Genomic DNA, 24,801 nt, shown 5'->3' on the forward strand with positions numbered 1-24,801 from the left:
CGCCCGCGACAGCACGTCTTGCCTCAGTGCGTCGCGACCGAATCCATTCCGGTCGATCTGACCGCTGCCTGCGCATCCGGCGAAGCAAGATACTCCAGCAGCGCTTTCGCCTCCCGCGGATGCGGCGCGCCGACAGGAATCCCCGCGGCGTAGCGCGTGACGGATTGCACCGATTCCGGAATCTTGCCGACGAAGGTGGCGCCCGCCACCGGCAGTAACTCGCTGACCTGCTGAAAACCCACTTCATAGTCGCCATTGGCGACGACCGACGCGACCGGGATCTTCGGAATCATTTTCGCCTTGGCCTTCACCTGGTCCTCGATGCCGAGCCGTTTGAAGAGTTCGCGCTCGATATAAACGCCGCTCGCGCTATCCGAATAGGCAATCGACTTTGCGTGCAGAAGCGTCGCTTTCAGCGCCTCGACCGAACCGATATCCGGCTTGGGCGCGCCGTCGCGCACGGCCATGCCGATCCGCGAATCCGCCAGTTCGACACGCGAGCCGGGTATGACTTTGCCTTGCTTGATGAGATCGTCGAGCGCGTAGCCGACCATGATGACCACGTCGGCGGATTCACCGCGAGCGAGGCGGTTGGGAATGGCTTCCGGCGCTTGGCCCATCGACGGTCCGAGGATCGTGTCGAGCGTATTGCCGGTCGATGCGGTGAAGCTGGGACCGAGCAGCTTGTAGGCGGCGGTGAAGCCGCCGGAACTCATGACCTTGAGCTCGGCCGCCTGGACGTCGGCGGCGGCCACGGTGCTGCCCAGCAGCCCGGCGGTCATCACGGCGAGAAAGAAGGGTTTCATCGGCATTGAAGTGGCAGTGTGCGGTGGTGAGGGAGTGACGGGGCGATGCATGTTGTCGCCCCGTCATCCGTACCATACCTGAACGAGCCACTGTCGTGCCGCGCTCGAACACCGTCAATGCGCGTCGAGATACCTGGCGATTACCGGATACACGTCCACTGCGGCATCCTTGCCGAAAATACAGTCGATATGTCCATAGTCAGGAATCAGATGCCGTTCGTAAGGCTGCTCGGGAAACGCACGCGTCAGCATGTCGAACGTGAGTTGCGTACTTTCGGGCAGATAAGTTTCGTTTCGCTCGCCGTGAATGAAACCGAGCGGCAGACGCATCCCCTCCAGTCCCTTCATGCCGTCCGTTCCACGCAGATAAATATCGCGGCCTTCGGCATCGACAACGTGGCCTGCCCGCACCATCGCGGCGAGATGTTTGAATACCTCCATGTCGTGAATGCCGAACAGTTCCTGCAGATTTTCATGCAGCGTCTCGTTCAGTTTCGCGTGTTCGTATAGCAGGCCGTACAGGAACGTCGCGCGATGGCAGATCGGATTGCCGCAGCCTTCGTCGTGATCGAGCGGATAGAAGCGCAGGGCTTCGTCGAGCAGGTTCTTCGGCCACGAACGATGCTGTGTGTACGCGGTGAGGTCGCGTACACCGAGATGCTGCATGATGCTCGGGATATGCAAGCCGGCCTTGATCTTCTGCAACGTGCCCGGCACCGGATGCGTCGACACCTGGGAAATCACCGCCGAGCGCACGCCTTCCAGTCCGTGCAGCAGCGACATGCTCAACGCCAGTCCGCCCATGCAGTGGCCGAGCACCTGTATCTGCCGCGCACCGGTCAGTTCGCGTATCCTGGCCACGGCCGCAGGAATGTCTTCGCGCGCGACCTTGTCGACATTGGTCGGCACCAGCACGCTCGGCAGCTCGATGCTGACGCGCAGATCGACGAGCCACACGTCATAGCCGCAAGCGCACAGATATTCGACGAGGTTGGTCGCGATCAGGTCGGTGGAAAAGATCCGGCTCGAAACACCCGAGCCGTGAATCAGCAGCAACGGGCGCGAGGTTTTATGCGCCGGATCGACATAACGGGTCAGCCGCAAGGTCGTGCCGTCGGGCGTATCGAAGTACATGATTTGCGGCGCGGGCGCGCGCAATGCCCGCTTCAGACGTGGCGCGGCCTGCGTGTCGAAGAAAGCCAGCGGCGCGGCCACGCCGCCGTATTCGGTGAACAGCACGCCCGCAAAAAACTTGCCGAACTTCAGCGTCCATTCGAGGCGCGTTTCGAGGTCGGGCGTGTTGGTGACTTCGAGTGTGCGTTGCTGTTTCAGAAAGTTTTCGGGCGTGATGATCAGCGTCGCCTTGCCGAGCACGGGTCCGGTGGTTTGCGCGTCCGCGCGAATCTCGGCATACAGCGTGTTGGTCTGCGCCCAGAGATTGATCGGCGAGGTGCGTGTGATGATTTTTTGCCCCGTCAGGCCGTACGTCTTGCCTTCGGTGGAGGCGAGGGTCATCCGGTAGTTCATGTTGCGCTCGTCCACGTCGGACTCGTTGACCACGAACAGATTGAACGTACCGTCGACGATCGTCAGCGGCTGCGCGGACAGCGCGGGGCAGGTCAGCGTGCCGGCGGTATGAGCCAGGTGCCGCGGGTTGCTCAGCAGGTCGGCGAGATCGTCGGATTCGACGGTCAGCGTGAATTCGATCGGGCTCGTAGCGGCGTCTTCCGCGACCGCCGGCGTGTACGTGCCGATCATCGTTTCCGTGAAACGCAAGCCGATCTTGGGCGCGGGCGGCGTGGCGGCGGTGCCTTTCGCCGCGTAGTCGATCTGCCGGTCGCGCGACGCGGCGAGCAGCGCGCAGTTGCGCTCGGCCAGCGCGGAGATAGTCAGCAACGGATTGACGCCGAGCGACATCGGCATGACGGCGCCGTCCATCACGTATAAGCCTTCATGCACCGCGGTACCCGCCGCGCCGCTGAAAACGCGGCCCAGGTGATCGACCACGCCGCGCTCCGCGTCCTCGCCCATGCCGCAGCCGCCGAGCGGATGCACGGTGACGGTGCGGTTGCCGACGAGGTCGGTGGAAATCGGATTGCGCAAATATTTGCCGCCGAGCGGCACCGTGGCCTGTTCGAGGGTCTGCTCGACCGTTGCAAAGATCGGCTGCTTGCCGGCGTTTTTCCACACAATGCGCGGCTGGCCCTTGTCGTCGACGTGAATCTGGCCGCTTTCGTCGTCGTGGGCCATCACGAGATAGCTTTGCGTGTGATTCAGCGCGCCACGATACGGGCCGCGCAGAAAGCTTTCGAGCACACGGGCGTCGTACGCGAGCTGTCGTTCGGCGCTCGGCGTGCCGCCCACATCCACGCCTTCGAGCGGCGCGGCGGCGCCGAGCAGGCCGACGAGCGCCGCGCCGACCGGCCCTGCGAGCGACCCTTCCTCGATCACGAAACCGTCTCTCACATTCGCGGTATCGCGGTGATCGATCAAGCCGGTGATGGTCGGCCCGACCGGCGGAATTTGTCCCGGCGCATGCGTGCCCCAGCCGACGCCGTTGATCGTGTCGTCGGTGTTGTACGCGAAGGAAAGCACGTCGCCGTTGCCGGTGAAGTGTTCGCCGAGCATGGCCGACACGCTCAGGCCCGCTTCGCGCGAGCGCAGCAGCAGCGCGGTCGAGCCGATCGTGCCCGCCGACACGATGACGAGATCGGCGCTGACGAACAGATCGGGCGCGCCGTAACTTTCGCGGCCGAGACTGACCAGTTGATAGCGCACCGTCCATTGTTGCGTGGCCGCGTCGCGCAGCACCGAATGCACCGCGGCGCCCGTGAAAATCTGCGCGCCGTGCGCGACGGCATCGGGCAGATAGTTCATATGCGTTGAATTCTTGGCGTCGTAATTGCAGCCCGAATTGCAATCGCCGCAACCCACGCAGGCCTTCTGCTCGACGCCCGCGGCGTTCACGCGATCCTCGAACGTGACGGTGACCGGCGGCCGGCTGAAGCGGTCCGCCATGCCGAGCGCCCGGGCCGATTTTTCGAGCGCCTGCAGTTTCGGCAACGTCGGATAACTGCCGGGCACCGGCGACGGCTGCAGCATCGCGCGCGCGAGCGCATAGCCGCGCGCGCGGCCCGCCGCATCGTCGCGCAGCGCCTTCGGCCAGCGCGGATCGTCCCACAAGCGCGGATCGGCTTCGAGCGCGACGTTCGCGTTGATGAGCGACGTGCCGCCCAGACCGCAACCGACCACCGCGTTGACATCGTCGTTCACGTGTACTTCGAGCAGCGCGAGCGGCGAGCCGACGTGCGCAAGCGCCGTGTTGTATTGCACCTCTTCGGCGCCCTGAAACGGTGTGCGAGGGTACTCGCCCGCCATGAATTCGCGCCCGCGTTCGAGCACGCAAACGCTGAGTCCGGCGCGCGCCATGCGGCTCGCGGCGATCGCGCCGCCGTAGCCCGAACCCACCACCACTACGTCGTAATGCGCTTTCATCGCCGTAACGGCGCTCGATAAGCGATTCATCAAGACCACCTCGTCAGGAACGGAATGCGGGGAAGGGCGGGCAGCGTGCGCGGTCAGGCGGCTGCTTGATTCATTTCGCTGTCGCTCGATTCGGCTGCGAGCAGGTTCAGTGCAAGCAGAATAGCCGAGCGGTTTTCGATCTCGATCTCGATGCCGAGTTGCTCCGTCAACCAGCGGCCGATCTTGGTATTGGAAAATTCGTCGGCGCCGGCCGTCTTTTTCATGGTGACGCCGAGTTTGACGGCGCGATAGTGATACGAGGGCACCCGATGCTGAGCCGCAACCGCCGACAGACCGCCTTTGCCTTCCGAGCACCAGCCGAGACTGCCGGCCAGCACGATCCGCTCGGGCTCGTCGAGCGCTTCGATGAACGCGCGCGCGGCGCTTCGCACGCGTTGCTCGTCAAGGCCGTATTGCAGCAGCACGCTGTCCACCGGGTCTTCCAGCGCCTGCGCGTGCAGATCGATTTCGTGCGCCATGCCTTCGTTTTCCATCGATACGTTGCGCTGATGGCCGGCGCTGCGCAGACAATCGATCAGATAACGGCGGAAATACGCGCACAATGCGTAACCATTGGACGGCGCGCTCTCGGCGCAGGCGTTGGTTTCGGTATGACCCGGCGCGAGCCGCAGCACCTTGGCGTAAATGAACTGGGCGACCAGTTCTTCCTTATCGTCGCCGAGCGCCTGCAACTCCAGCGGATGATAGGTCCGCAAAGCCCGCTTGACCAGTTCGACCATCGACACCATTTCGTCGGCCGACAACCGGGTGCGCCGGCGCCACAGATCGGGCAGGACCGCGTCGTCGAGTGTGCGGACGAACGCGTGGCTCGGAACTACGCCCATAACAACCTCCATAGGGGGTAAGGCAAGGAGCGCGGTGAGCCCTGAAATCAGGCGGAGAAGCGAAAACCGGGAAGGTGAAGCCGCGCTGGAATGTGAAGCCAGTATGGTTTCCGGCGACGGCTTCGCCTATATGGATTAAGTGGTAGCTGATGGGTAAACTGCCGGGTAAACCATCCGGCATAAAAACGCGATTCGGCATGACACGCTTGTCATTCATCTGAAGAAACGGAGACCGCACGATGCGGGCCGACCCTATCCAGCGGGCGATCGACGAAGACCTTGTGCGCGTGCTTTACGCGCAGGATCCGATCGCCTTTTTTACGCACTGGTTTTCGATCGCGGTTCTGGTGGCGGTCTACTGGCCGGCGATTCCGTCGCCGCCGCTGTTCGTCGCGTGTTTCGGGTTTTATGCGGCGGCCAATTGCGGCAGTCTCGCGTTGTGGATCTGTCATCGCCGCTATCCGCAGCTCGTGTCGCCGCGCGGCTGGATCGTGCTGCACGCGGTGCGCGGCATGCTGCTGTACAGCGCGCCGGGTCTCGCGATCTGGTTCGCGTTCCATAGTCCGCAGATGGATTTGCCGCTGCTGCATACGGTGATGCTCGTGACGCTCGCGGCCGGCGTGTTCATGTCGAACGGCTTCGATCTGCTGAACTTCTCCACCGCGATTCCGTTCCTGCTGTTTCCGTCGATCGTGCTGCATTTCGGTACGCATACGTTCGACCGCACCATTCTCGCCATCGTCCTCGCGTTCTTCTTTTGCGCGATCAACGTCTACGCGATGAGTTATCGCAAGCTGTTTCGCCAGGTCGTGCAGGCGCGCGTCGATCAGCAGTATCTGGCGGAGTCGCTCGCCGCGCAGAAGCATGTGGCCGAAGAGGCGAGTCTCGCGAAAACGCGCTTTTTCGCCGCCGCCAGCCACGATTTGCGGCAGCCCCTGCATGCGATCGGTTTGCTTGCGGCGTCGCTCAACGACACGGCGGCGACCCCCGTGCAGCACGCTAAAACCGCCGAACACATCGTCTACAACGTCGAGGCGTTGAATCAGCTGTTCAACCAGGTGCTCGATCTCGCGCGGCTCGAAAGCGGCGTGACGCAGGTGATCCGGCTGCATTTCCGGCTGGGCGAACTGTTCGAGCGGGTCGGCAGCCAGTATCGTCCGCAGGCGGCGGCCAAGGGTCTCGCGCTGCGGATCGCGCCGACCACGATGATCGTGCACGACGATCCGGTGTTGCTGGAGCGCGTGCTGAGCAATCTGCTCTCGAACGCGGTGCGCTATACCGAGGAGGGCGCGATCTGGTTAGGCTTTCGTCGCGCGGGGCGCGAGTCGGGCGGGTTTGTCGAAGTGCGCGATTCGGGCATTGGCATTCCGGCCGAGGAGCACGAGCAGGTCTTCGAGGAGTTCTATCAGGTCGCCAATCCGCAACGCGACGCGCGTCAGGGGCATGGGCTCGGCTTGCCGACGGTGAAGCGGCTGGTCGGGATGCTCGGCGGCGAACTGCGCTTGCGTTCGGCGCCGGGGCGCGGCTCCGTGTTTCGTTTTTCGGTGCATGCGGGTGAGGCGGGCGGAATCGTCGCGAGCCTGAACGAGTCGGTGGCGGGCGGTCCTTCGGCGCAAGGGCGGCGCGTGCTGTGTATCGACGACGATCCGTCGATTCTCGAAGGCCTGGCCAGTCTGCTCGCGCGCTGGGGTTGCGACGTGCGCGGCGCCCGCGACGAGGTCGACGCGCTCGCGGTGCTCGAAACGGGGTTCGTGCCGGATGCAGTGCTGTGCGACTACCAGTTGGCGAACCACCGTACCGGCGCTCAGGCGCTCACGGCCGTGCGCCAGGTGCTGGCGCGCGCGGGGCATGACAACATCGTGACCTTGCTGATTACGGGGGATATGGCGTCGGCGGAACTGGCGGCGTTGGCGCTGCAGGGGATTCCGGTGTTGCATAAGCCGGTGACGCCCGCGCGCTTGCGGCGCACGCTGGAAATGCTGTGGCAGCAGGCGGAACTGGATAAGGGGCGGGCCACCGCGGCGCTGGCGTTGCGCACGGACGGCGTGAATGGGGCGGCGGGAGCCGCCGGTCAAGCAGAGAGCTGGAGCGCAAACGGCGTGATGCGGGAAGCGCTGAAGGTGCCGCCTGGCGAAGCGAGGATGTGAAGGCCACTCACAGCGCTACAAAGTCTTTCCCGCTTCCAGCCAGCCGTTGATCACCGCGATCGCCGTGGACCGGTTATGCACGCCGAGCGCCCGGAAGATCACCGACAGATGCACCTTCACCGTGCCTTCGGCAACGCCCAGATCGCGCGCGATCATCTTGTTGGTCCAGCCGCGATGCACGAGCCGCATGATGTCCTGCTGACGCGGCGACAGGTTTTCCAGCAAATGCTGTTGATGCGGCTGCAGCGACTGGATCTGCGTGAGCGGTTCCGTGACGCCGGCCGCGCCTGACGCCGGCGCGGCAGGCTGGCTGGCCGGCGCGACAGCCGCGCCGTGCAGCGCCGTTTCAGCCGCCGCATCGGCATGCGCGGGGCTCGCCGTGGTCTCGCGCGAGCCGAGCAGGCTGAGCGCTTCCATCGGCACATAGGCACCGCCCGACAGCACCAGCTCGATCGCTTTCAGCATGACGCTGGCGGGCTGCCGCTTCGGCACGAAACCGAGTGCGCCGGCGGCCAGCACCGCGCGCATTTCGTCGGGCGATTCTTCGGCGGATAACACGACCAGGGGCAACGCCGGGTTCGCCTTCAACAGCACTTCGAGCGACGACGCGCCGCTCATGCCCGGCATATGCAGATCGACGATCGCCAGATCGTGATCGGCGTCGGGACGCGCGGCGCTCGCGAGGGTTTCCCAGCTATCGGCTTCGTCGAACTGGGCGTCGGGATCGAGCCCCCGCAGCATGCCTTTGACGCCTTGCCTGATCAGTTCATGGTCGTCGGCCACAAGAAACTTCATGATGTCTCCGCGAGTCGGGCCTGCGCGTGGTGGACTACCGCCGTGGTCGGGTTTCGTTTTACTTCTATTGTCGTGAATCGCATCATTGCCGGCTATCCCGCGATCATAAGCCCGCCGGCGGCGCGCCGCGGGTTCCGCCGCGCCGTGCCGCCAACTTTCTATTTGTACGATCGCCGGGTGCGCCCATGCAGCGCGTTTTGTATGAGGCTGGTCTCCCGCGCATCGGTTCCGGCTTGCTAGGTAGACGAGCAGGTCTCTCCAATTTTTAAGCAAAGCAGCCGGGATGCCGAAGGTTATGCGCTTCGGCTCAAACAGCGCGAACGGGGCGTTTATTTGACCGCGAATAGCGTCGCATTCATCAGAAGCTTGAACGCGAAACCGAGCAACATCGCCGAGCCCACGCCGAAGCACCACAGCGCGACGAACCATAGCCAGCCGGGCAGCTTGCGCGCGGCCGGACGGTGGGTCGTGGCAATGCCGCCGTCGTGGTGGACAGCGCTATCGGCCCGCAACCGCTTAGTGATAGTGATGTTGGTCGCCATGACTCACCTTGCCGCGAAATACCCAGTAACCCAGCGTCGTATAGCCGAGGATGATCGGCAGAATCACCGCCGCGCCGACCAGCGTGAACATCTGGCTCGAACGCGGGGCGGCCGCTTCCCACAACGTCATGCTCGACGGAATCGCATACGGCCACAGGCTCACCAGCAGCCCCACGTAGCCGAGCAGCACCAGCAGCAGCGCCAGCGCGAACGGCGTGGTGTGATGCCGGTCACGCACCGCGCGATACATGAAGAACGCGCACACCGCCACGAGGAACGGCACCGGCAGCAGACGGTAGAACAGGTGGTCGTGGAACCAGCGCTGCGCGATGGTCGGATCCTGCAGCGGCGTCCACAGACTGACCATCGCGATGAAGCCGAGCAGCACCAGCGTGAGCGGCCACACCACGCGATGCAGACGGCGTTGCAGATCGCCTTCGGTCTTCGCCACCAGCCAGCAGCAGCCGAGCAGCGCATAGGTGACCACCAGCCCGAGCCCGGTCAGCAGGCTGAACGGCGTGAGCCAGCCGAAGGCGTCGCCGGCATAGGCGCCGTCGATCACAGGGATGCCCTGCAAAAACGCGCCCAGCGCGATGCCCTGGAAAAAGGTCGCGCCCGCCGAGCCGCCGATGAACGCCAGATCCCACAGGTGCTTGGTGCGATTCGCCTTGGCGCGGATCTCGAACGAGACGCCGCGGAAGATCAGGCATACCAGCATGAAGACGAGCGGCAGATAGAGCGCGGACAGCACGGTCGAATACACCGCCGGAAACACCGCGAACAAACCGGCGCCGCCCAGCACCAGCCAGGTTTCATTGCCGTCCCACACCGGCGCGACGGTGTTCATCATCAGGTCGCGTTCTTTCTCGTCGGGGAAGAACGGGAAGACGATGCCGATCCCCAGATCGAAGCCGTCCAGTACCACGTACATGAACAGGCCCAGCGCGATGATCGCGGCCCACACTACGGTTACGTCCATTGTCTTTCTCGCTTTTGGTGTGGCAAGTGATGCGTGAAGGTCGGGCTCAGGCGGCGTCGATCATCTGATCGGCGGCGGAGAGCGGGCGGCGCGCGGTCTGGTTCGGCGTGGGATGCGGCACGCCGTTCGGCGTCTGGCCCGGCAGCGCCGGACCCGAGCGCATCAGCTTGAGCATGTAGTAGACGCCGGTGCCGAACACCAGGAAGTAGACGACCACGAAGGTCATCAGCGAAATGCCGACCTGCTGGGTGGTCAACGGCGATACGGCCTGCGACGTGCGCATCACGCCGTACACGACCCACGGTTGACGTCCGGCTTCGGTGGTGACCCAGCCGGCGAGCAGCGAAATGAAGCCGGTCGGGCCCATCGCGAGCACGAAGCGCTGGAACCACTTCGACTCGAACAGGCGTTCACGGCGACGCAGCACCCACGCGGCGATCGACATCAGGATCATCAGCGTGCCGAGGCCGGCCATGATCCGGAAGCTCCAGAACACCACCGTCGAGTTCGGCCGGTCTTGCGGCGGGAATTCCTTGAGGCCGCGAATTTCGCCGTCCCAGCTATGCGTGAGAATCAGGCTGCCCAGATGCGGAATCGACACCGCATAGCGGGTGGTTTCGGCCTGCATGTCGGGAATGCCGAACAGGTTCAGCGGCGTGCCGCCTTTTTCGGTTTCCCACAGACCTTCGATCGCCGCGATCTTGGCCGGCTGATACTTGCGCGTATTCAAGCCATGCTGATCGCCGACCACTGCCTGGATCGGTGTGAGGATCAGCAGCAGCCACAGCGCCATCGAGAACATCTTCTTGACGGCCGGATCGCGCCGTCCGCGCAACAGGTGCCACGCACCCACGGCCGCCACCACCAGCCCGGCGACGATGAATGCGGCGAGCGCCATATGCGCGAGCCGGTACGGAAACGACGGATTGAAAATGATCTTGAACCAGTCGAGCGGCACGACGCGGCCGTCGACGACTTCGAAGCCTTGCGGCGTTTGCATCCAGCTATTGGAGGCGAGAATCCAGAACGTCGAGATCAGCGTGCCGACCGCCACCATCAGCGTGGCGCCGAAGTGGGCGCGCGGACTCACGCGCTGCCAGCCGAACAGCATGATGCCGAGGAAGCCCGCTTCGAGGAAGAACGCCGTCATCACTTCGTACATCAGCAGCGGGCCGGTGACGGGGCCGGCGAAACTGGAGAAGCCCGACCAGTTGGTGCCGAACTGATAACTCATCACCACGCCGGAGACGACGCCCATACCGAAGGCGACTGCGAAGATCTTCGACCAGAACAGGCAAAGATCTTTGTAGTACGCCTTGCCGGTTTTGAGCCAGCGCCATTCGAGCACGGCGATGAAGCTGGCGAGGCCGATGCTGAGCGCCGGGAAGACGATGTGAAACGAGACGGTGAACGCAAACTGGATGCGGGCGAGATCGAATGCCGATATTGCGGAGTTCATGAGCGTGAAGGGCGTGAGGCCCGCGGAGGCGGACTACGCGCGTCGACCGTTGTCGGTGCGCACTGCTGGGCAGATGGGCGAAGCGTAGGGGATCGGCAGATTTCGTGCTGCGATGCGACATGCGTCAAAAAACCACCTTGTTTTACGGCGGCGTTCAATTTTGAGACAGCAAGTTGTTGATAAGTATCAAATTTTCATGAGTGCGTTAAGGGGCGCGTTTTGACGCACCGCCACGGAACTGCGGCAATCGACCGCGCCGCAGCACCCGACGGACCCGGCGGCGGGTTGCAGCAGGCGTGTCCAGGTGTTTCCCCGCAACCGGCTTGACTTGGATAATTCCTGAGCATAAAGTTTTATTCACGCACAGGAATTTAACACTAAGCGCTTTAGCGCTCATTCAGGAGACAAGCCTTGCTCAATCTCACGCCGGGTTCGCTCGCGGGACTTCGCGTTATCGATCTGTCACGCGTGCTGGGCGGTCCGTACTGCACGCAGATCCTCGCCGACCACGGCGCCGAGGTCATCAAGGTCGAGCCGCCGGACGGCGACGAAACGCGCACCTGGGGGCCGCCGTTCGACGGCGACACGGCGTCGTATTTCATCGGCGTGAATCGCAACAAGCTGGGCGTGGCGCTCGATCTGCGCCAGCCCGGCGAGCGCGACAAGCTGCTGCAGTTACTCGACGCCGCCGACGTGCTGGTCGAGAACTTCAAGATCGGCACGCTGGAGCGTTGGGGACTCGGTGACGACACGTTGCGCGCGCGCTTTCCGCGGCTCGTGCATTGCCGGGTGTCCGGCTTCGGCGCCGACGGTCCGCTCGGTGCGCTGCCGGGTTACGACGCGGCGGTCCAGGCGCTGACCGGTCTGATGAGCGTGAACGGCGAGGCGGGCGGCGCGCCGTTGCGCGTCGGTGTGCCGATCGTCGATCTCGTCACGGGGCTGAATGCGGCGCTCGGCATTCTGATGGCGCTACGCGAACGCGAGACGAGCGGGCAGGGGCAGTTCGTCGAATCGACCTTGTTCGACAGCGCGCTGTCGATCCTGCATCCGCATACGCCGAACTGGTTCTACTCGGGCAAGGAGCCGCAGCGTACCGGCAACGCGCATCCGAACATCACGCCGTACGACATGTTCCATACGGGCAGCGTCGACATCTTTCTGGCGGTGGGCAATAACGCGCAATTCGCGGGACTGTGTGCGGTGATCGATGCCCAGGTGCTGGTCGACGATTCGCGTTTTGCCAGCAACCGCGAGCGCAGCGCGCATCGGCGTGAATTGCGTGCGGAGTTGGAGCAGCGTTTCGCGGCGTGGGAAGGGGAGTTGCTCGCCGAGACGCTGATCCGGCGCGGCGTGCCGTGTGCGCCGGTGCTCGGACTCGGCGCGGCGCTGGAGCATCCGCACACCGCGCATCGGGCGATGCGGGTGGAGATGGGCTCGTACCGCGGCATCGCGTCGCCGGTCAAGCTGAGCCGCACGCCGGCCACTTATCGCAGTACGCCGCCCGGGTTGAACGAACACGCTGAGCAGGTGTTCGGCAAACAGTCCGCTGACGATTGACGGCGCGCCCTCACACGCGTTTTCCACTCGCGCTTATTCGGCGCCTTATCTGAAGCTATTCCCGTCGCAACCATAAAGAGCGGCCGCGTGCCGCCAAGGAGACAGCATGTGCACGAATCGCGCAGGACGGCGCTCGCCGTCGGTTTTTAACGCCTATCCGATCGCGATTGCCAGCGCGATCCGTGCGCGAGGAGCCGTGTCATGCTCGCGCTGATCGGCACCGTTGCGATCGTCGCGCTGTTCGGTCTCATCATCACGAAGCGTCTGTCGCCGCTCGTCGCGTTGATCGTCGTGCCGGTCGTGGCGGCGCTCGCGGCCGGCTTCGGGCTTTCGACCGGCAAATACATCGTGCACGGCGTGCAGAACATCGGGCCGGTGGCCGGCATGTTCGTGTTCGCGATTCTGTTCTTCGGGATACTGACCGATGCGGGCATGCTCGATCCGATCATCAACGGTGTGTTACGGGTGGTCGGCTGTCATCCCACACGGATCGTGATGGGCTCCGCGTTGCTCGCGCTGCTGATTCACCTCGACGGTTCCGGCGCCGTGACGTTTCTCGTCACGCTGCCCGCGATGCTGCCGCTTTACACGCGGCTTGGCATCGACAAGCGGATTCTGGCGTGCGTGGCCTCGATGGCGGCGGGGGTGAATTTTCTGCCATGGGTGGGTCCGATGCTGCGCGCGTCGGCCGCCCTGCATATTCCCGGCACGGTGATTTTTTATCCGATGCTGCCGGTGCAGATCGTCGGCCTGGCGTTCGTATTCGGCACCGCATACTGGCTCGGCAAACGCGAGGAAAAACGCCTTGGGCTCGACCGCGCGAGCGCCGCCGCCGTGGCGGTGACGCCGCGTGAACTGAGCGCCGAAGAACAGGGGTTGCGCCGTCCGGGCCGCTTCTGGATCAACCTCGCGCTGACGCTGTTCGTGCTGGTCACGCTGGTGTCGGGCATGGTCGATCCGATGGTGATGTTCATGCTCGGCACGGTGGCCGCGCTCATCATTAATTATCCGGATGTCAGGCAGCAGCGCGAGCGCATCGACGCGCATGCCAAGGCCGCGCTGATGATGGCCAGCGTGCTGCTCGCGGCGGGCGCGTTCACCGGCATCATGTCCGGCACCGGCATGCTCACCGCGATGGCGCAGGTGCTCGTGCAGCACGTGCCGGTCGAACACGCGCGCCATATGCCGTTCGTGCTCGGGCTCGTGTCGATGCCGCTCAGTCTGCTGTTCGATCCGGACTCGTTCTATTTCGGCATCCTGCCGGTGCTCGCCGAGAGCGGCAAGTTGCTCGGCGTGCCGCCGGTGCAGATGGCGCAGGCCGCCTTGCTCGGCCAGATGACCACCGGTTTTCCGGTCAGTCCGCTCACGCCGGCGACGTTTCTGATCGTCGGCCTGACCGGTGTCGAACTCGCCGAGCACCAGAAATTCACTATTCCCTTTCTCTTCGCCGCCACGGTCATCATGGTTTTTACCGCGGTGCTGGTCGGCGTGTTTCCGCTTTGAGCCGGTTGCTTTTAAAAGGGCTTTCCACAGGACGTTGATATGAATTTCGATCTCACCGAAGACCAGCTATCGATCCAGGCCGCGATCGAAAAGCTCTGCGAAAAATACGATGACGAGTACTGGCTCGCGCGCGATCGCGACGGCGGCTTCCCGCACGACTTTCATCGCACGCTGGCCGACGCGGGCTGGCTCGGCATCGCGATGTCGCCGGAGTACGGCGGCTCGGGCCTCGGCATGACCGAGGCGGCGCTGATGATGCGCACCATCAGCGGCTCGGGCGCGGGTTTGTCGGGGGCGTCGGCGGTGCACATGAATATCTTCGGGCTGAACCCGGTGCAGGTGTTCGGCAACGACGCGCAGAAACGGCGCTTCCTGCCGCCGCTGATCGACGGCCGCGACAAGGCCTGCTTCGCGGTCACCGAACCGGACGCCGGTCTCGACACCACGCATCTGAAAACCCAGGCCGTGCGCGACGGCGACCACTACGTGCTCACCGGCCGCAAGATCTGGATCTCGACCGCACAGGTGGCGAACAAGATGCTGATCATCGCGCGCACCACGCCGCTTGCGCTATGTGCGAAACCGACCGACGGCCTCACGCTGTTCTATACGGATCTGGATCGTGAACGCGTGGAAGTGCGCGAGATCGAGAAGATGGGCCGCAAGGCGGTCGATTCGAACATGCTGTTCATCGACAATCTGCGGGTGCCGGTGGAAGACCGTATCGGCGACGAAGGCGCGGGCTTTCGCTATCTGCTGCACGGTCTGAACCCGGAGCGGATTCTGATCGCCGCCGAAGCGATCGGCCTGGGCCAGGCCGCGTTGAAGCGCGCCACGCAATATGCGAAGGAGCGTGTGGTATTCGGCCGGCCGATCGGCCAGAACCAGGGGATCCAGCATCCGCTCGCGCAGGCATGGATGCAACTCGAAGCCGCCAATCTGATGGTGTTCAAAGCCGCCGCTTTGTACGACGCGGATCGGCCGTGCGGCGCCGAAGCCAACGCCGCCAAATACCTCGCCGCCGAAGCCGCGTTCCAGTCGTGTCAGACGGCGATCGCCACGCTCGGCGGGATGGGTTATGCGAAGGAATATCACGTCGAACGTTATCTGCGGGAGTGTATGATTCCGAGGCTCGCGCCCGTGAGCCCGCAGATGATTCTATGTTTCATCGCGGAGAAAGTACTGGGCCTGCCGAAGTCGTATTGAAGTCTCTCCCCACCGCCATGGACGTCAAACTCGTTGCCCGCACGCTGGACCTGTTCGAACTGTTTGCCGCCGAGCAAAGGCCGCTGCCGCTCACCGAGCTGGCGCGTTTGCTGAACGTGCCGATGTCGAGCTGCCTCGCGCTGGCTCGCACGCTGGTGAGTCGCGGCTATCTTTACGAAGTCAGAAAACGCGGCGGCTATTATCCGACCCGGCGTCTGCAGATGCTTGCAAGCGCAATCAACGCGGTCGACCCGATCGTCGAAATGCTGCATCCGCGGCTGGTCCAATTGCGCGACGTGAGCGGCGAGACCGCCGTGCTCGGCAAGATTCACGGCGCGGCGGTGGTGTATCTCGACGTGGTGGAATCCACCAGGGCGATCCGCTATACGCGCGCGCCCGGCGAGCTGCGGCCCTTGCATGCGAACTCGATCGGCAAGGCGATTTTCGGCGAACTGGACGCGGCGGCGCAGCAGGCGCTCGGTGCGCGACTGTCGTTCGAGCACTTCACCGCCGCGACGGTCGCCGATCTGCCCGCGCTCGTTGCGCAGGCCGCCGCGGCCAAAGCGCGAGGTTGGTGCGCCAATCTCGGCGAAAGCGCGCCGGAGTTGTCGGCGGTGGCCGTGGCGGTAACGATCGGCGGCGACTTGTACGGGCTCTCGGTGGTGGGGCCGACCGAGCGCATCCAGAAAGATCAGAACGCCCACGCCACGGAATTGATGCGCGTGAAACAGGCGATCGAAGCGCAGGACTCGGAGCAGCCGGAACCCCAGGCCTAGCCCGGTTCGTCTTCAACCGACAATAACGCCACCCGAACCGACTTTCTGCCGGTCCGCGCGGTAGTCAATGCGCCCGTTTGCCTCTACCATGCAAGCAGCCAAACGGCAGCGTTCCTCAGGGGAGCGCACGCTCCCGAATTCATGAGCGTGACGCCGTGGCGATTCCATTATCCATTCCCGTTATTCGCTTCGAATAGTCATGCCGAGGCGCTGGTGAGCTTCATCGGCGCTTCGCGAATCCGTCATAGAACTGTAGGGCGCGGGGCAGACGTTGCCGGTAAGGGCAACGTGTCCGCGTGTCGCGCGAACGGTTTGAACGAGCACGCTTCATCCCCCTGCCGGCAACGGCAGACTTCAACCCAAGGAGTCAGCAGATGAGCACGATCAGGACGAAAGACGGTACCGACATTTTCTACAAAGATTGGGGCAAGGGCCGCCCGGTCGTGTTCTCGCACGGCTGGCCGTTGACGGCGGACGCGTGGGACGCGCAGATGCTGTTTCTCGGTAGCAAAGGCTTCCGCGTGATCGCGCACGACCGTCGCGGTCATGGCCGTTCGGCGCAACCGTGGGACGGCAACGACATGGATACGTACGCCGACGACCTCGCGGCGCTGATCGAGCATCTCGACCTGCAGGACGCCACGCTCGTCGGCCATTCGACCGGCGGTGGGGAAGTGGCGCACTACATCGGCCGGCATGGCACGCAGCGGGTCGCGAAGGCCGTGCTGATCGGCGCGGTGCCGCCGCTGATGCTGAAGACGGAAGCCAATCCCATCGGCCTGCCGATCGATGTGTTCGACGGTATCCGTAAAGGCGTGATGGACGATCGCTCGCAGTTTTTCAAGGATCTGGCGGTGCCGTTCCACGGCTATAACCGGCCGAACGCGAAGGTCTCGCAGGGTGTGATCGATTCGTTCTGGCGCCAGGGCATGGCTGGCTCGATCAAAGGTTTGTACGACTGCATCAAGCAGTTCTCCGAAGTCGATTACACGGAAGACCTGAAGAAGATCGACGTGCCCACTCTGGTGCTGCATGGCGACGACGACCAGATCGTGCCGATCGACGCGGCGGGGCGGCAAACGGCGAAGATCGTGAAGAACGCCACGCTGAAGGTGTATGCAGGCGGGCAACACGGTATGTGTGTCGTCGAGGCCGATAAGGTGAATGCCGATTTGCTGGCGTTTATCGACTCGTAAATGGCGTGAAGCAGGCGCGGGGTTGCAGAACCCGCGCTCGCAATCTGGCTGGTTACGCGGGTTTTGCCGGTTCCAGCGGCCAGCCAGCAAGCGCCGCGCTGCGTAGCGAAGAGCGCACCACTAACTTGTGAAACGGCCCGATCGCGAGAATGTAGAAACGCCCGAGCGCATTGTGGCAATGAACGACGGTCGAGAGGATCAGATAGCGCGATCGCCCGTCGTCAGACTCGCGGGTTTGCTGCAGCACGGACAGCCGGAAATCCAGATGGCTGTCGTTCTCGCCGAGAATGATCTCGCGCGCGCTGCGCGTATAAATCCGGAAAAATTCGATGTGGTCGCGCGAACCCGGCGAGGTTGCCGTGCGCAACTGCCGCGTCGTCTTGAGTCCGAAGCGGCCGACGATCGCATCGCGCAAACTCGTCAACTTGCCCACCCAACCCGCCTGATGCTCGAACAGAAAGCGTGCGAGCAATTCCGGATCGTCGATGGCGTTGTCCGGCAGGCGGACCGCGTAGGCGTCGGCGAGGTCCGGCGCGTGGTACAGACCGCTGACAGCGGATTCCGCCGGCAGGGCAACGGGGAGCACAGAGCTATGGACGTTGGGCATGGTGACGTGCTGCGCTGAAAAGTAGTCGGGCGCGAAAGGGCGCGTTTGCTCCTTGCTTGAGCGCACTCAGTCTACTCGTGGTGTGTGCCGCCGGCTTGAACCGGAACGACATGCGACTGGAGCGGCCGGCTTTTTCCTACGCAAATCGTCGATTTAGTTATATGACGTCACATAAATAGATTAACTGTATGTCTTTGTTTGGCAAGCTAAAATTCTTGTTGTGATCTATGAAATAGGGGTAAATGCCTAATTGAAATCCGGTCTTCATTCGTTAATAGTACGTTATCGTACAACTGTGGCGAATGGTCGCTGGCGAAACCGCCGTGCTTCTACCGCCGCTTGTCATCCAGTCAGATCGCGCGCGGCGCAGTAAAGGAACCTTATGAAGAAGATTGCCCTGAGTGGCGCCGGTGGCCAGCTTGGCGCCGTGGTGCGCGCGGCGTTGGTCGCGCGCGGTACGCCGTTGCGCTCGGCCGCGGGCTCGAAGCCGCTCACGCCGCTGGTGGACGGCGAGGACGTGATGCACGGCGATCTGCGCGATCCGGCGATCGTCGATCGTCTGCTGGATGGCGTGGATGTGCTGATTCATTTCGCGGGCACGAGCGTGGAGCGTCCGCTGCCCGAGATCATCGACAACAATCTGCGCGCCCTGGTCGAAGTCTACGAAGGCGCGCGCCGGCAAGGCGTGCGGCGCATCGTATTCGCCAGTTCGAATCACGCGATCGGCATGTATCCGGTCACCGAGCATCTCGAACTCGACTGCGCGTTGCGCCCGGATGGGTTCTACGGTCTGAGCAAGGTGTGGGGCGAAGCGCTGGCGCGCATGTACTGGGACAAGCACGGTATCGAAAGCATTTGCGTGCGGATAGGCAGTTGCCTTGAACGGCCGACCGAGCCGCGCCATCTGAGCACCTGGTTCGGTCATCGCGATCTGCTGCATTTTCTCGACCGCTGTGTCGACGCGGAAGACGTCGGCTTCCTGACGATCTGGGGCGTGTCCGCGAACACCCGTAGCTGGTGGGACAACAGCGGCGCCGAGCGTCTGGGCTATCAGCCGACGCAGGACGCCGAAGCCTTCGCCGAGGAGATTCTCGCGCGTCCGAATCCGCTCGATGCGTTGGGTCAGCGCTTCCAGGGCGGCAGCTTCGTCGGCATCGACTATTCGCGCAAGGACGAGGGCGCCGGCACAGAGGGTTCCGGTTCGGCCGCTTCCGCAGCCCGGCCCGTTTGAGCGGTCAGAGATTCGAGGAGACGTAGTCATGAAAATCAAGGGCATCCGCTGGTGGATGGTCAGCCTGGTCGCGGCCGGACTCATCATCAATTACCTCGCGCGCAATACGCTTTCGGTTGCGGCGCCGACGTTGATGAAGGACCTCAACATCACCACCGGGCAGTACGCCAACGTGGTCGTCGCATGGCAACTTTGCTATGCGTTCATGCAGCCGGTCGCGGGCTTCGTGCTCGATACCGTCGGCACCAAGCTCGGCTTCGCGGTGTTCGCGCTGGCGTGGTCGCTGGCCTGTGCGGCGGCGGCGTGGTCGACCGGCTGGCGCAGCCTGGCGTTCTTCCGCGGCGTGCTCGGCATTGCCGAGGCGGCTGGTATTCCGGCCGGCGTCAAGGCCACCAGCGAATGGTTTCCGGCCAAGGAGCGCTCGGTCGCGATCGGCTGGTTCAATATCGGCTCGTCGATCGGCGCGCTGCTGGCGCCGCCGCTGGTGGTGTGGGCGTTGTTGCACGGCGAGTGGCAGTTGGCGTTCGTGATCGTCGGCGTGGCGGGGATCGTGTGGAGCGTGCTGTGGATGGCGCTTTACAAGCATCCGCGCCAGCAGAAACTGTTGGGCGATGCGGAACGCGACTACATTCTGAGTGGCCAGGAAGCGAAGCATAGCGACGACGTCGGTGCCGTGAAGCGCAGCCGCTTCGCGATGCTCGGCAGCCGCGACTTCTGGGCGATCGGCATTCCGCGCATTCTGTCCGAGCCGGCGTGGCAGACCTTCAACGCGTGGATTCCGCTGTACATGATGACCGAGCGTCACATGAATCTGAAGGAAGTCGCGCTGTATGCGTGGATGCCGTTCCTCGCCGCGGATATCGGCTGCGTGCTTGGCGGTTACCTCAGCCCGCTGTTCCACAAGTACGCGAAGGTTTCGCTGTTCACGTCGCGTAAGCTGGTGTTCGTGGTCGGCGCGCTGTGCATGATCGGACCGGCGTGCGTGGGGCTGGTGGCAAGTCCTTATGCGGCGGTGGCGTTGCTGTGCGTCGGCGGGTTCGCGCATCAGACCTTGTCGGGTGCGCTGTACGCGATCACGTCGGATATGTTCGGCAAGAACGAAGTCGCTACCGCGACCGGCATGGGCGGCATGGCGGGCTACCTGGGCGCCGCCGCGTTCACGGCGTTGTTCGGCGTGCTGGTCACGCGGATCGGTTATAGCCCGTTGTTCGTGGTGCTGGCGGTGTTCGATATCGTGGCCGCAGGGGTGGTGTGCCTGCTGGCGAAGAGCCCCGAAAAGGCGCCGCCCGAGCCGCATTGGGTGGCCGCGGGGGCCGTGGCGAAGTGATGGACGGGAGTCGCGCGGCGTTCAGCATGCCTGACGCAGCGCGATGAACGGGGAGGTAAAAATGGGACGCCTAGGCGTCCCATTTTTTTGCCGCAGTGCCGGACGGAATCGGTTGAGCGAGAGGCCGCCCGTTGCGCCCACATCGAAACGACACGTGGTCCGCGGCAGCCTGCACGCCGCGGACCGCGCCAGCGTCAGCCGGTCAGCGCGCCGTTATACGTCACGCCAGCGATCACCACGTTGCTCAACGTAATGGATTTCACGTTGTCGACAAAGAGCGGTCCCGGCACGGTCGCCGATGCCGGTCCCGTGCAGATCGGCGTGCCGAGGTTGCAGTTCGAGATCGTCACGCCGGTGATCGGCGGCACCGTGGGGATGGGCAACGGACCGTTGTAGTCCGCGGCCACCGGACCCTGCGCGACGATTGCCTGGAAGCACGAGCCCGACGTCGCCGTAAAGCCCGACGTCAGTGCGTAGCTCACCGCACCCGACGTGTTGGTCGCGTTCACGTTCGAGATGTTGACGTTGTTGATCGTCGCCGGATTCCAGCGGACTGCATCGCCGGAGGGGCTGTAATCGCAGTCGAATGTAATCAGGCCGCCCTGGCCCGTCGACGGATTGGCCGCGAGGCCGACCGTGCCGGTACCGGCGACCGAACCCGGGAACGCAGCACCCAGCGCACCGCCACCGTATTTGCCGGTCAGATTCACGCCGTTGGGCAGCGTGACGCCATTGATCCACACGTTGTTGATGAAGCCGCCGCGGTTCATGTTGGTCTTGAAGCGCAGCGCGATGTTCAGCGGATTGGTCGCCCAGTTCGCGTTCTGCATGGTCAGATTGCGGGCGTAGACGTTCTGCACGCCCGCGCTCATTTCGCTACCGATCGTCAGGCCGCCGTGGCCGCTTTGCATCGTGCAGTTCTGCACCACGATGTTCTGCATCGGCCCGTACTCCGTGTCGAGACACTTGCCGGATTTGATCGCGATGCAGTCGTCGCCGGTATTGAACTGGACATTCTGCACCAGCACGTAGTTGCACGCGTCGGGATCGAACCCGTCGTTGTTCGGGCCGATACTGTCCGCGAACACGCCGTCGATCAGTACGTTCGTGCAATCGGTCGGGTGATGCTGCCAGAACGGCGTGTTCTGCGTGTGATAGTTCTGCAGCAACACGTTCGTGCAGCCGATGAACTCGACCATGCACGGCCGCAGAAAATGGCCGAGACCGAAGACGCGATTCAGCACCGGCACGCCGAGCTCCGACAGAGCCGGCAAATAGTTCTGATCCTGATTCCAGCCCGACGCGGTGAGCAGCGTCATCAGTGTCGTGGTGGTGCCGTCCTGATTCGTGAACGAGACGTTGGCCTGCGGATTCGTGACCTGCGCGGCGGGCAGACTCGTCAACGCGGTGTTGCCCGCGTAGGTGGCGCCGTTGGCCGAGTAGGCGGTGGTGCCCGTGTTCGCATCGGCTTGCGAAACCGGTGCGCCGCCCGAAGCCGGTTTCACGTAACCGTATTCGCCGCTCGTGCCTTTGAAGGTCCACCAGCACGACGTCGGCGCCTTGGTGCTCAACTGCATCGGCGTCATGGACTGACCGTTGAGTACGCAGGTGTTGTCGTCGGCGGTCAGCGCGATGTTGCTCTGCTGGTACGCGTAAATCGGCGCGCCGAAGTTCAGGCAGTCGTTGGCCTGCCAGCGCGACCAGTACAGGTTGCCGTTCGCCGTCGTGTACGGGCCGTTCTTCGCGTAGTCGACCGGGTTCGGACTGAAATAGATCGTGCAACCGGAGCTCAGATGGAAATTCACGTTGCTCAGCAGCACGATCGGGCCGCCGCAATACCAGTTGCCGGCCGGCACCACGACGCGTCCGCCGCCTGCCGCATGCGCCGCCTGAATCGCGGCATTGAACGCGGCGTAGGAGTCGTAGACCGTGTCCGTCATGTCGTACGGCACCATGATCGTCGAGCCCGGGCTTTGCGGCGATGCCGCGGCTTGCGAGCCGCTCACCCAGGGAATCGCACCGCCCGGCCATGCGCTGGCCTGAATCAACGCGGACGCCTGCAGCGTGCGCGCGCCGTAGCTCGTCACCTGAAAGTCGACCGATGGGAACATCGAAGGCGTGAGGCTGGCCAGTTTGTTGATGATGACCGTGGCCTGGCCGGTCGGCCCCCAGATCGGGTCCGCCGCGGCGACCGGCGCGCTCGACGCCGGTGTCGATGAGCCTAACGAACCGCTGCCGCCGCCGCAGCCGGGCAAGGTTGCGAATAGCCCCGCGCCCGCGGAGGTTCCTGCGAATACGAGGAAGGAGCGTCGCTTGGGGGAATTGAGTTTGTCCTGATCGCCGCTGTTTTTATCGTGAATGGCCACGGATGTCTCCTTGCCCTGTGCGGGCATTTGTTAGTCATGTTTGAGGGGGTGAGGATCGTTGCTTCGGCGGAAGCGCTTTTCTGGTTATCAGTGATCCTGAATAATTGTAAGAAAACTCGGGTAGTAAAAAGCTGCGCACGCACCGATCCATCCTGTCCATTTGCATAGAGCAGGGGGAGCGGTGCTACGGTTAAACGTTCGCGGCTTAAGCGGCCGGCTGGCCGATTTCGTGATTGGCCAGAATTTCCAGCGCGCGCACCATCGCGGAGTGGTCCCACGCTTTGCCGCCGTGCGCCACGCAGGCGTTGAACAACGCCTGGCAGGTGGCGGTGTTGGGCAGCGACACGCCGAGCGCCTGCGCGGTCGACAGCGCGAGGTTCAGATCCTTCTGGTGCAGTTCGATCCGGAAGCCCGGGTCGAAAGTGCGCTTAGTCATGCGTTCGCCATGTACCTCGAGAATGCGTGACGACGCGAAGCCGCCCATCAGCGCTTCGCGCACGCGCGCCGGATCGACGCCAGCCTTCGAGGCGAGCAGCAACGCTTCGCCGACCGCTTCGATGGTCGCGGCGACGATCACCTGATTCGCCACCTTGCACACCTGGCCGGCGCCGACCGCGCCGATCAGCGTGACGTTCTTGCCCATCATGTCGAACAGCGGCTTGACGCGGTCGAAGCTCGCGTTTTCGCCGCCCACCATGATGGTCAGCGAACCGGCCTTGGCGCCGACTTCGCCGCCCGACACCGGCGCGTCCAGATAGTCCGCGCCGCGCTCGCGCACGCGGGCCGCGAACTCGCGGGTGGCCATCGGCGAAATCGAGCTCATGTCGACCACCGTTTGGCCCGCGTGCAACGCGTCGGCGAGACCTTGTTCGCCGAACAGCACGCGTTCGACGTCCGGTGTATCCGGCACCATGATGAAGATCACGTCGGCGTGCGCGGCGACCGCGGCCGGGCTGTCACACGCGAGCGCGCCGGCTTGGGCGAGGTCGTCGGGCACGCCGCTGCGCGTGAAGGCGGCGAGCGTCACGCCGTTCTTGAGAAGGTTGGCGGCCATGGGTTTGCCCATGATGCCGAGTCCGATAAAGCCTGCTTTTTGCATGGAGTGCTCCCAAGAGGTCATGGCGGCCGCGCTTATGCCTGGCCCGCCTGTTTCTGCATAAAGTGATGTTGAACCGTCTGCGCGGCGTTTTTCAGCAACCCGATGTCCGCGCAGACCGCGATCACGCGGCAGCCCATCGCGAGATAGCGTTCGGCGTCGGCCTGGGCCGGCGCGAGGATGCCACTCGCCTTGCCCGCGGCCTGCGCGCGTTCGAACACGTAGGCGATCGCCTGTTGCACGTCGGGGTGGTTCGGGTTGCCGAGGTGGCCGTAGGCGGCCGCGAGGTCGGACGGGCCGACGAACACGGCGTCGATGCCGTCGACCGCGAGAATCTCGTCGATCGCGTCGACGGCTTTGCGGCTTTCGATCTGCACGACCACGCAGACGTTGTCGTTGGCGATCTGGAAATAGTCGGGCACGGTGGCGTAGCGATTGCCGCGATGGCTCACCGATACGCCGCGAATGCCTTGCGGCGGATAACGCGTCGCGGCCACGGCGCGGGCCGCGTCGTCGGCGCTTTCGACGAAGGGCACGAGGAAGTTCGAGAAACCGCTGTCGAGCAGCCGCTTGATGAACACGCTGTCGTTAGCCGGCGGCCGCACGACCGGGGCGCTCGCGCTATCCTTGAGCGACATCAGTTGGGGGATCAGCGTCAGGACATCGTTGGGCGCGTGTTCGGCGTCCAGCAGCATCCAGTCGAAACCGATGATGCCGAGCAATTCCGTGACGGCCGGGCTCGCCAGCGACGCCCAGCAGCCGATCAGGGTGTCGCCGGCGCGAACGGCGCGGCGGAAACTGTTGGGTAGAGCCTGGTAGGGCGCGACGGCGGGCATGG

At 63.9% G+C, this 24,801-nt stretch carries 19 protein-coding genes; 8 read left to right on the forward strand and 11 right to left on the reverse strand.

Features of this window, described 5'->3' with window-relative positions; translation table 11 throughout:
• Positions 1-23: 23 nt before the first annotated feature.
• The 3 genes from B0G83_RS22490 to B0G83_RS22500 all read right to left on the reverse strand — a co-directional run bounded on the left by B0G83_RS22490 (position 24) and on the right by B0G83_RS22500 (position 5,176).
• Positions 24-806 carry a substrate-binding domain-containing protein gene (locus B0G83_RS22490; RefSeq protein ID WP_105509611.1) on the reverse strand — a complete coding sequence of 261 codons (783 nt, stop codon included), beginning with the start codon at positions 804-806 and terminating at the stop codon, positions 24-26.
• A gap of 114 nt (positions 807-920) precedes the next feature.
• A complete protein-coding gene (locus B0G83_RS22495; RefSeq protein ID WP_105509612.1) occupies positions 921-4,331 on the reverse strand; it encodes an alpha/beta fold hydrolase in 3,411 nt (1,136 codons plus the stop codon).
• A gap of 53 nt (positions 4,332-4,384) precedes the next feature.
• Positions 4,385-5,176, reverse strand: coding sequence for a hypothetical protein (locus B0G83_RS22500; RefSeq protein ID WP_105509613.1), 792 nt, complete (start codon positions 5,174-5,176; stop codon positions 4,385-4,387).
• A 239-nt stretch (positions 5,177-5,415) separates the two neighbouring features.
• On the opposite strand from B0G83_RS22500, the gene B0G83_RS22505 reads away from it, so the two are divergent.
• Positions 5,416-7,323: a hybrid sensor histidine kinase/response regulator gene (locus tag B0G83_RS22505; protein ID WP_105509614.1), complete on the forward strand. Its 1,908-nt coding sequence runs from the start codon at positions 5,416-5,418 to the stop codon at positions 7,321-7,323.
• Between the two features lie 15 nt (positions 7,324-7,338).
• Here B0G83_RS22505 and B0G83_RS22510 read toward each other — a convergent pair whose 3' ends face one another.
• The 4 genes from B0G83_RS22510 to B0G83_RS22525 form a co-directional block, all read right to left on the reverse strand.
• Complete coding sequence (locus tag B0G83_RS22510) at positions 7,339-8,118, reverse strand: response regulator transcription factor (RefSeq protein WP_105509615.1); 780 nt, start codon at positions 8,116-8,118, stop codon at positions 7,339-7,341.
• Between the two features lie 329 nt (positions 8,119-8,447).
• On the reverse strand, positions 8,448-8,660 hold the full coding sequence (locus B0G83_RS22515) for a hypothetical protein (RefSeq protein ID WP_146120280.1): 213 nt from the start codon (positions 8,658-8,660) through the stop codon (positions 8,448-8,450).
• The gene (gene cydB, locus B0G83_RS22520) at positions 8,635-9,639 is read right to left on the reverse strand and encodes a cytochrome d ubiquinol oxidase subunit II (RefSeq protein WP_105509617.1); all 1,005 of its coding nucleotides are present in this window, start codon (positions 9,637-9,639) and stop codon (positions 8,635-8,637) included. Before cydB ends, B0G83_RS22515 begins: the two co-directional genes overlap by 26 nt.
• A 46-nt stretch (positions 9,640-9,685) precedes the next feature.
• The gene (locus B0G83_RS22525) at positions 9,686-11,098 is read right to left on the reverse strand and encodes a cytochrome ubiquinol oxidase subunit I (protein ID WP_105509618.1); all 1,413 of its coding nucleotides are present in this window, start codon (positions 11,096-11,098) and stop codon (positions 9,686-9,688) included.
• A 411-nt stretch (positions 11,099-11,509) separates the two neighbouring features.
• On the opposite strand from B0G83_RS22525, the gene B0G83_RS22530 reads away from it, so the two are divergent.
• The 5 genes from B0G83_RS22530 to B0G83_RS22550 all read left to right on the forward strand — a co-directional run bounded on the left by B0G83_RS22530 (position 11,510) and on the right by B0G83_RS22550 (position 17,336).
• The gene (locus B0G83_RS22530; RefSeq protein ID WP_105509619.1) at positions 11,510-12,655 is read left to right on the forward strand and encodes a CaiB/BaiF CoA-transferase family protein; all 1,146 of its coding nucleotides are present in this window, start codon (positions 11,510-11,512) and stop codon (positions 12,653-12,655) included.
• Positions 12,656-12,856: 201 nt separating this feature from the next.
• Entirely contained in the window at positions 12,857-14,158 is a 1,302-nt protein-coding gene (locus B0G83_RS22535) for a CitMHS family transporter (protein ID WP_105509620.1), read from the forward strand.
• Between the two features lie 39 nt (positions 14,159-14,197).
• Entirely contained in the window at positions 14,198-15,364 is a 1,167-nt protein-coding gene (locus tag B0G83_RS22540; protein ID WP_105509621.1) for an acyl-CoA dehydrogenase family protein, read from the forward strand.
• Between the two features lie 17 nt (positions 15,365-15,381).
• Positions 15,382-16,140 (forward strand): IclR family transcriptional regulator, encoded by a 759-nt coding sequence (locus B0G83_RS22545; protein WP_105509622.1) that lies wholly within the window; start codon positions 15,382-15,384, stop codon positions 16,138-16,140.
• A 374-nt stretch (positions 16,141-16,514) separates the two neighbouring features.
• The gene (locus tag B0G83_RS22550) at positions 16,515-17,336 is read left to right on the forward strand and encodes an alpha/beta fold hydrolase (RefSeq protein WP_105509623.1); all 822 of its coding nucleotides are present in this window, start codon (positions 16,515-16,517) and stop codon (positions 17,334-17,336) included.
• A gap of 52 nt (positions 17,337-17,388) precedes the next feature.
• Here the strand turns inward: B0G83_RS22550 and B0G83_RS22555 are convergent, their stop codons facing one another.
• Entirely contained in the window at positions 17,389-17,943 is a 555-nt protein-coding gene (locus B0G83_RS22555) for a DUF2867 domain-containing protein (protein WP_105509624.1), read from the reverse strand.
• A 382-nt stretch (positions 17,944-18,325) separates the two neighbouring features.
• On the opposite strand from B0G83_RS22555, the gene B0G83_RS22560 reads away from it, so the two are divergent.
• On the forward strand, positions 18,326-19,174 hold the full coding sequence (locus B0G83_RS22560) for an NAD(P)-dependent oxidoreductase (RefSeq protein ID WP_105509625.1): 849 nt from the start codon (positions 18,326-18,328) through the stop codon (positions 19,172-19,174).
• 28 nt (positions 19,175-19,202) lie between these two features.
• Positions 19,203-20,501 carry an MFS transporter gene (locus B0G83_RS22565; RefSeq protein ID WP_105509626.1) on the forward strand — a complete coding sequence of 433 codons (1,299 nt, stop codon included), beginning with the start codon at positions 19,203-19,205 and terminating at the stop codon, positions 20,499-20,501.
• A 194-nt stretch (positions 20,502-20,695) separates the two neighbouring features.
• On the opposite strand, the gene B0G83_RS22570 is transcribed toward B0G83_RS22565, so the two are convergent.
• The 3 genes from B0G83_RS22570 to garL form a co-directional block, all read right to left on the reverse strand.
• The gene (locus B0G83_RS22570) at positions 20,696-22,894 is read right to left on the reverse strand and encodes a glycoside hydrolase family 28 protein (RefSeq protein ID WP_105509627.1); all 2,199 of its coding nucleotides are present in this window, start codon (positions 22,892-22,894) and stop codon (positions 20,696-20,698) included.
• A gap of 178 nt (positions 22,895-23,072) precedes the next feature.
• Positions 23,073-23,987 (reverse strand): 2-hydroxy-3-oxopropionate reductase, encoded by a 915-nt coding sequence (locus B0G83_RS22575; RefSeq protein ID WP_146120281.1) that lies wholly within the window; start codon positions 23,985-23,987, stop codon positions 23,073-23,075.
• A gap of 11 nt (positions 23,988-23,998) precedes the next feature.
• On the reverse strand, positions 23,999-24,799 hold the full coding sequence (garL, locus tag B0G83_RS22580; RefSeq protein ID WP_105509629.1) for a 2-dehydro-3-deoxyglucarate aldolase: 801 nt from the start codon (positions 24,797-24,799) through the stop codon (positions 23,999-24,001).
• Between the last annotated feature and the right edge of the window lie 2 nt (positions 24,800-24,801).

The organism is Paraburkholderia sp. BL21I4N1 (genome assembly GCF_002973525.1).
GTDB lineage: Bacteria > Pseudomonadota > Gammaproteobacteria > Burkholderiales > Burkholderiaceae > Paraburkholderia.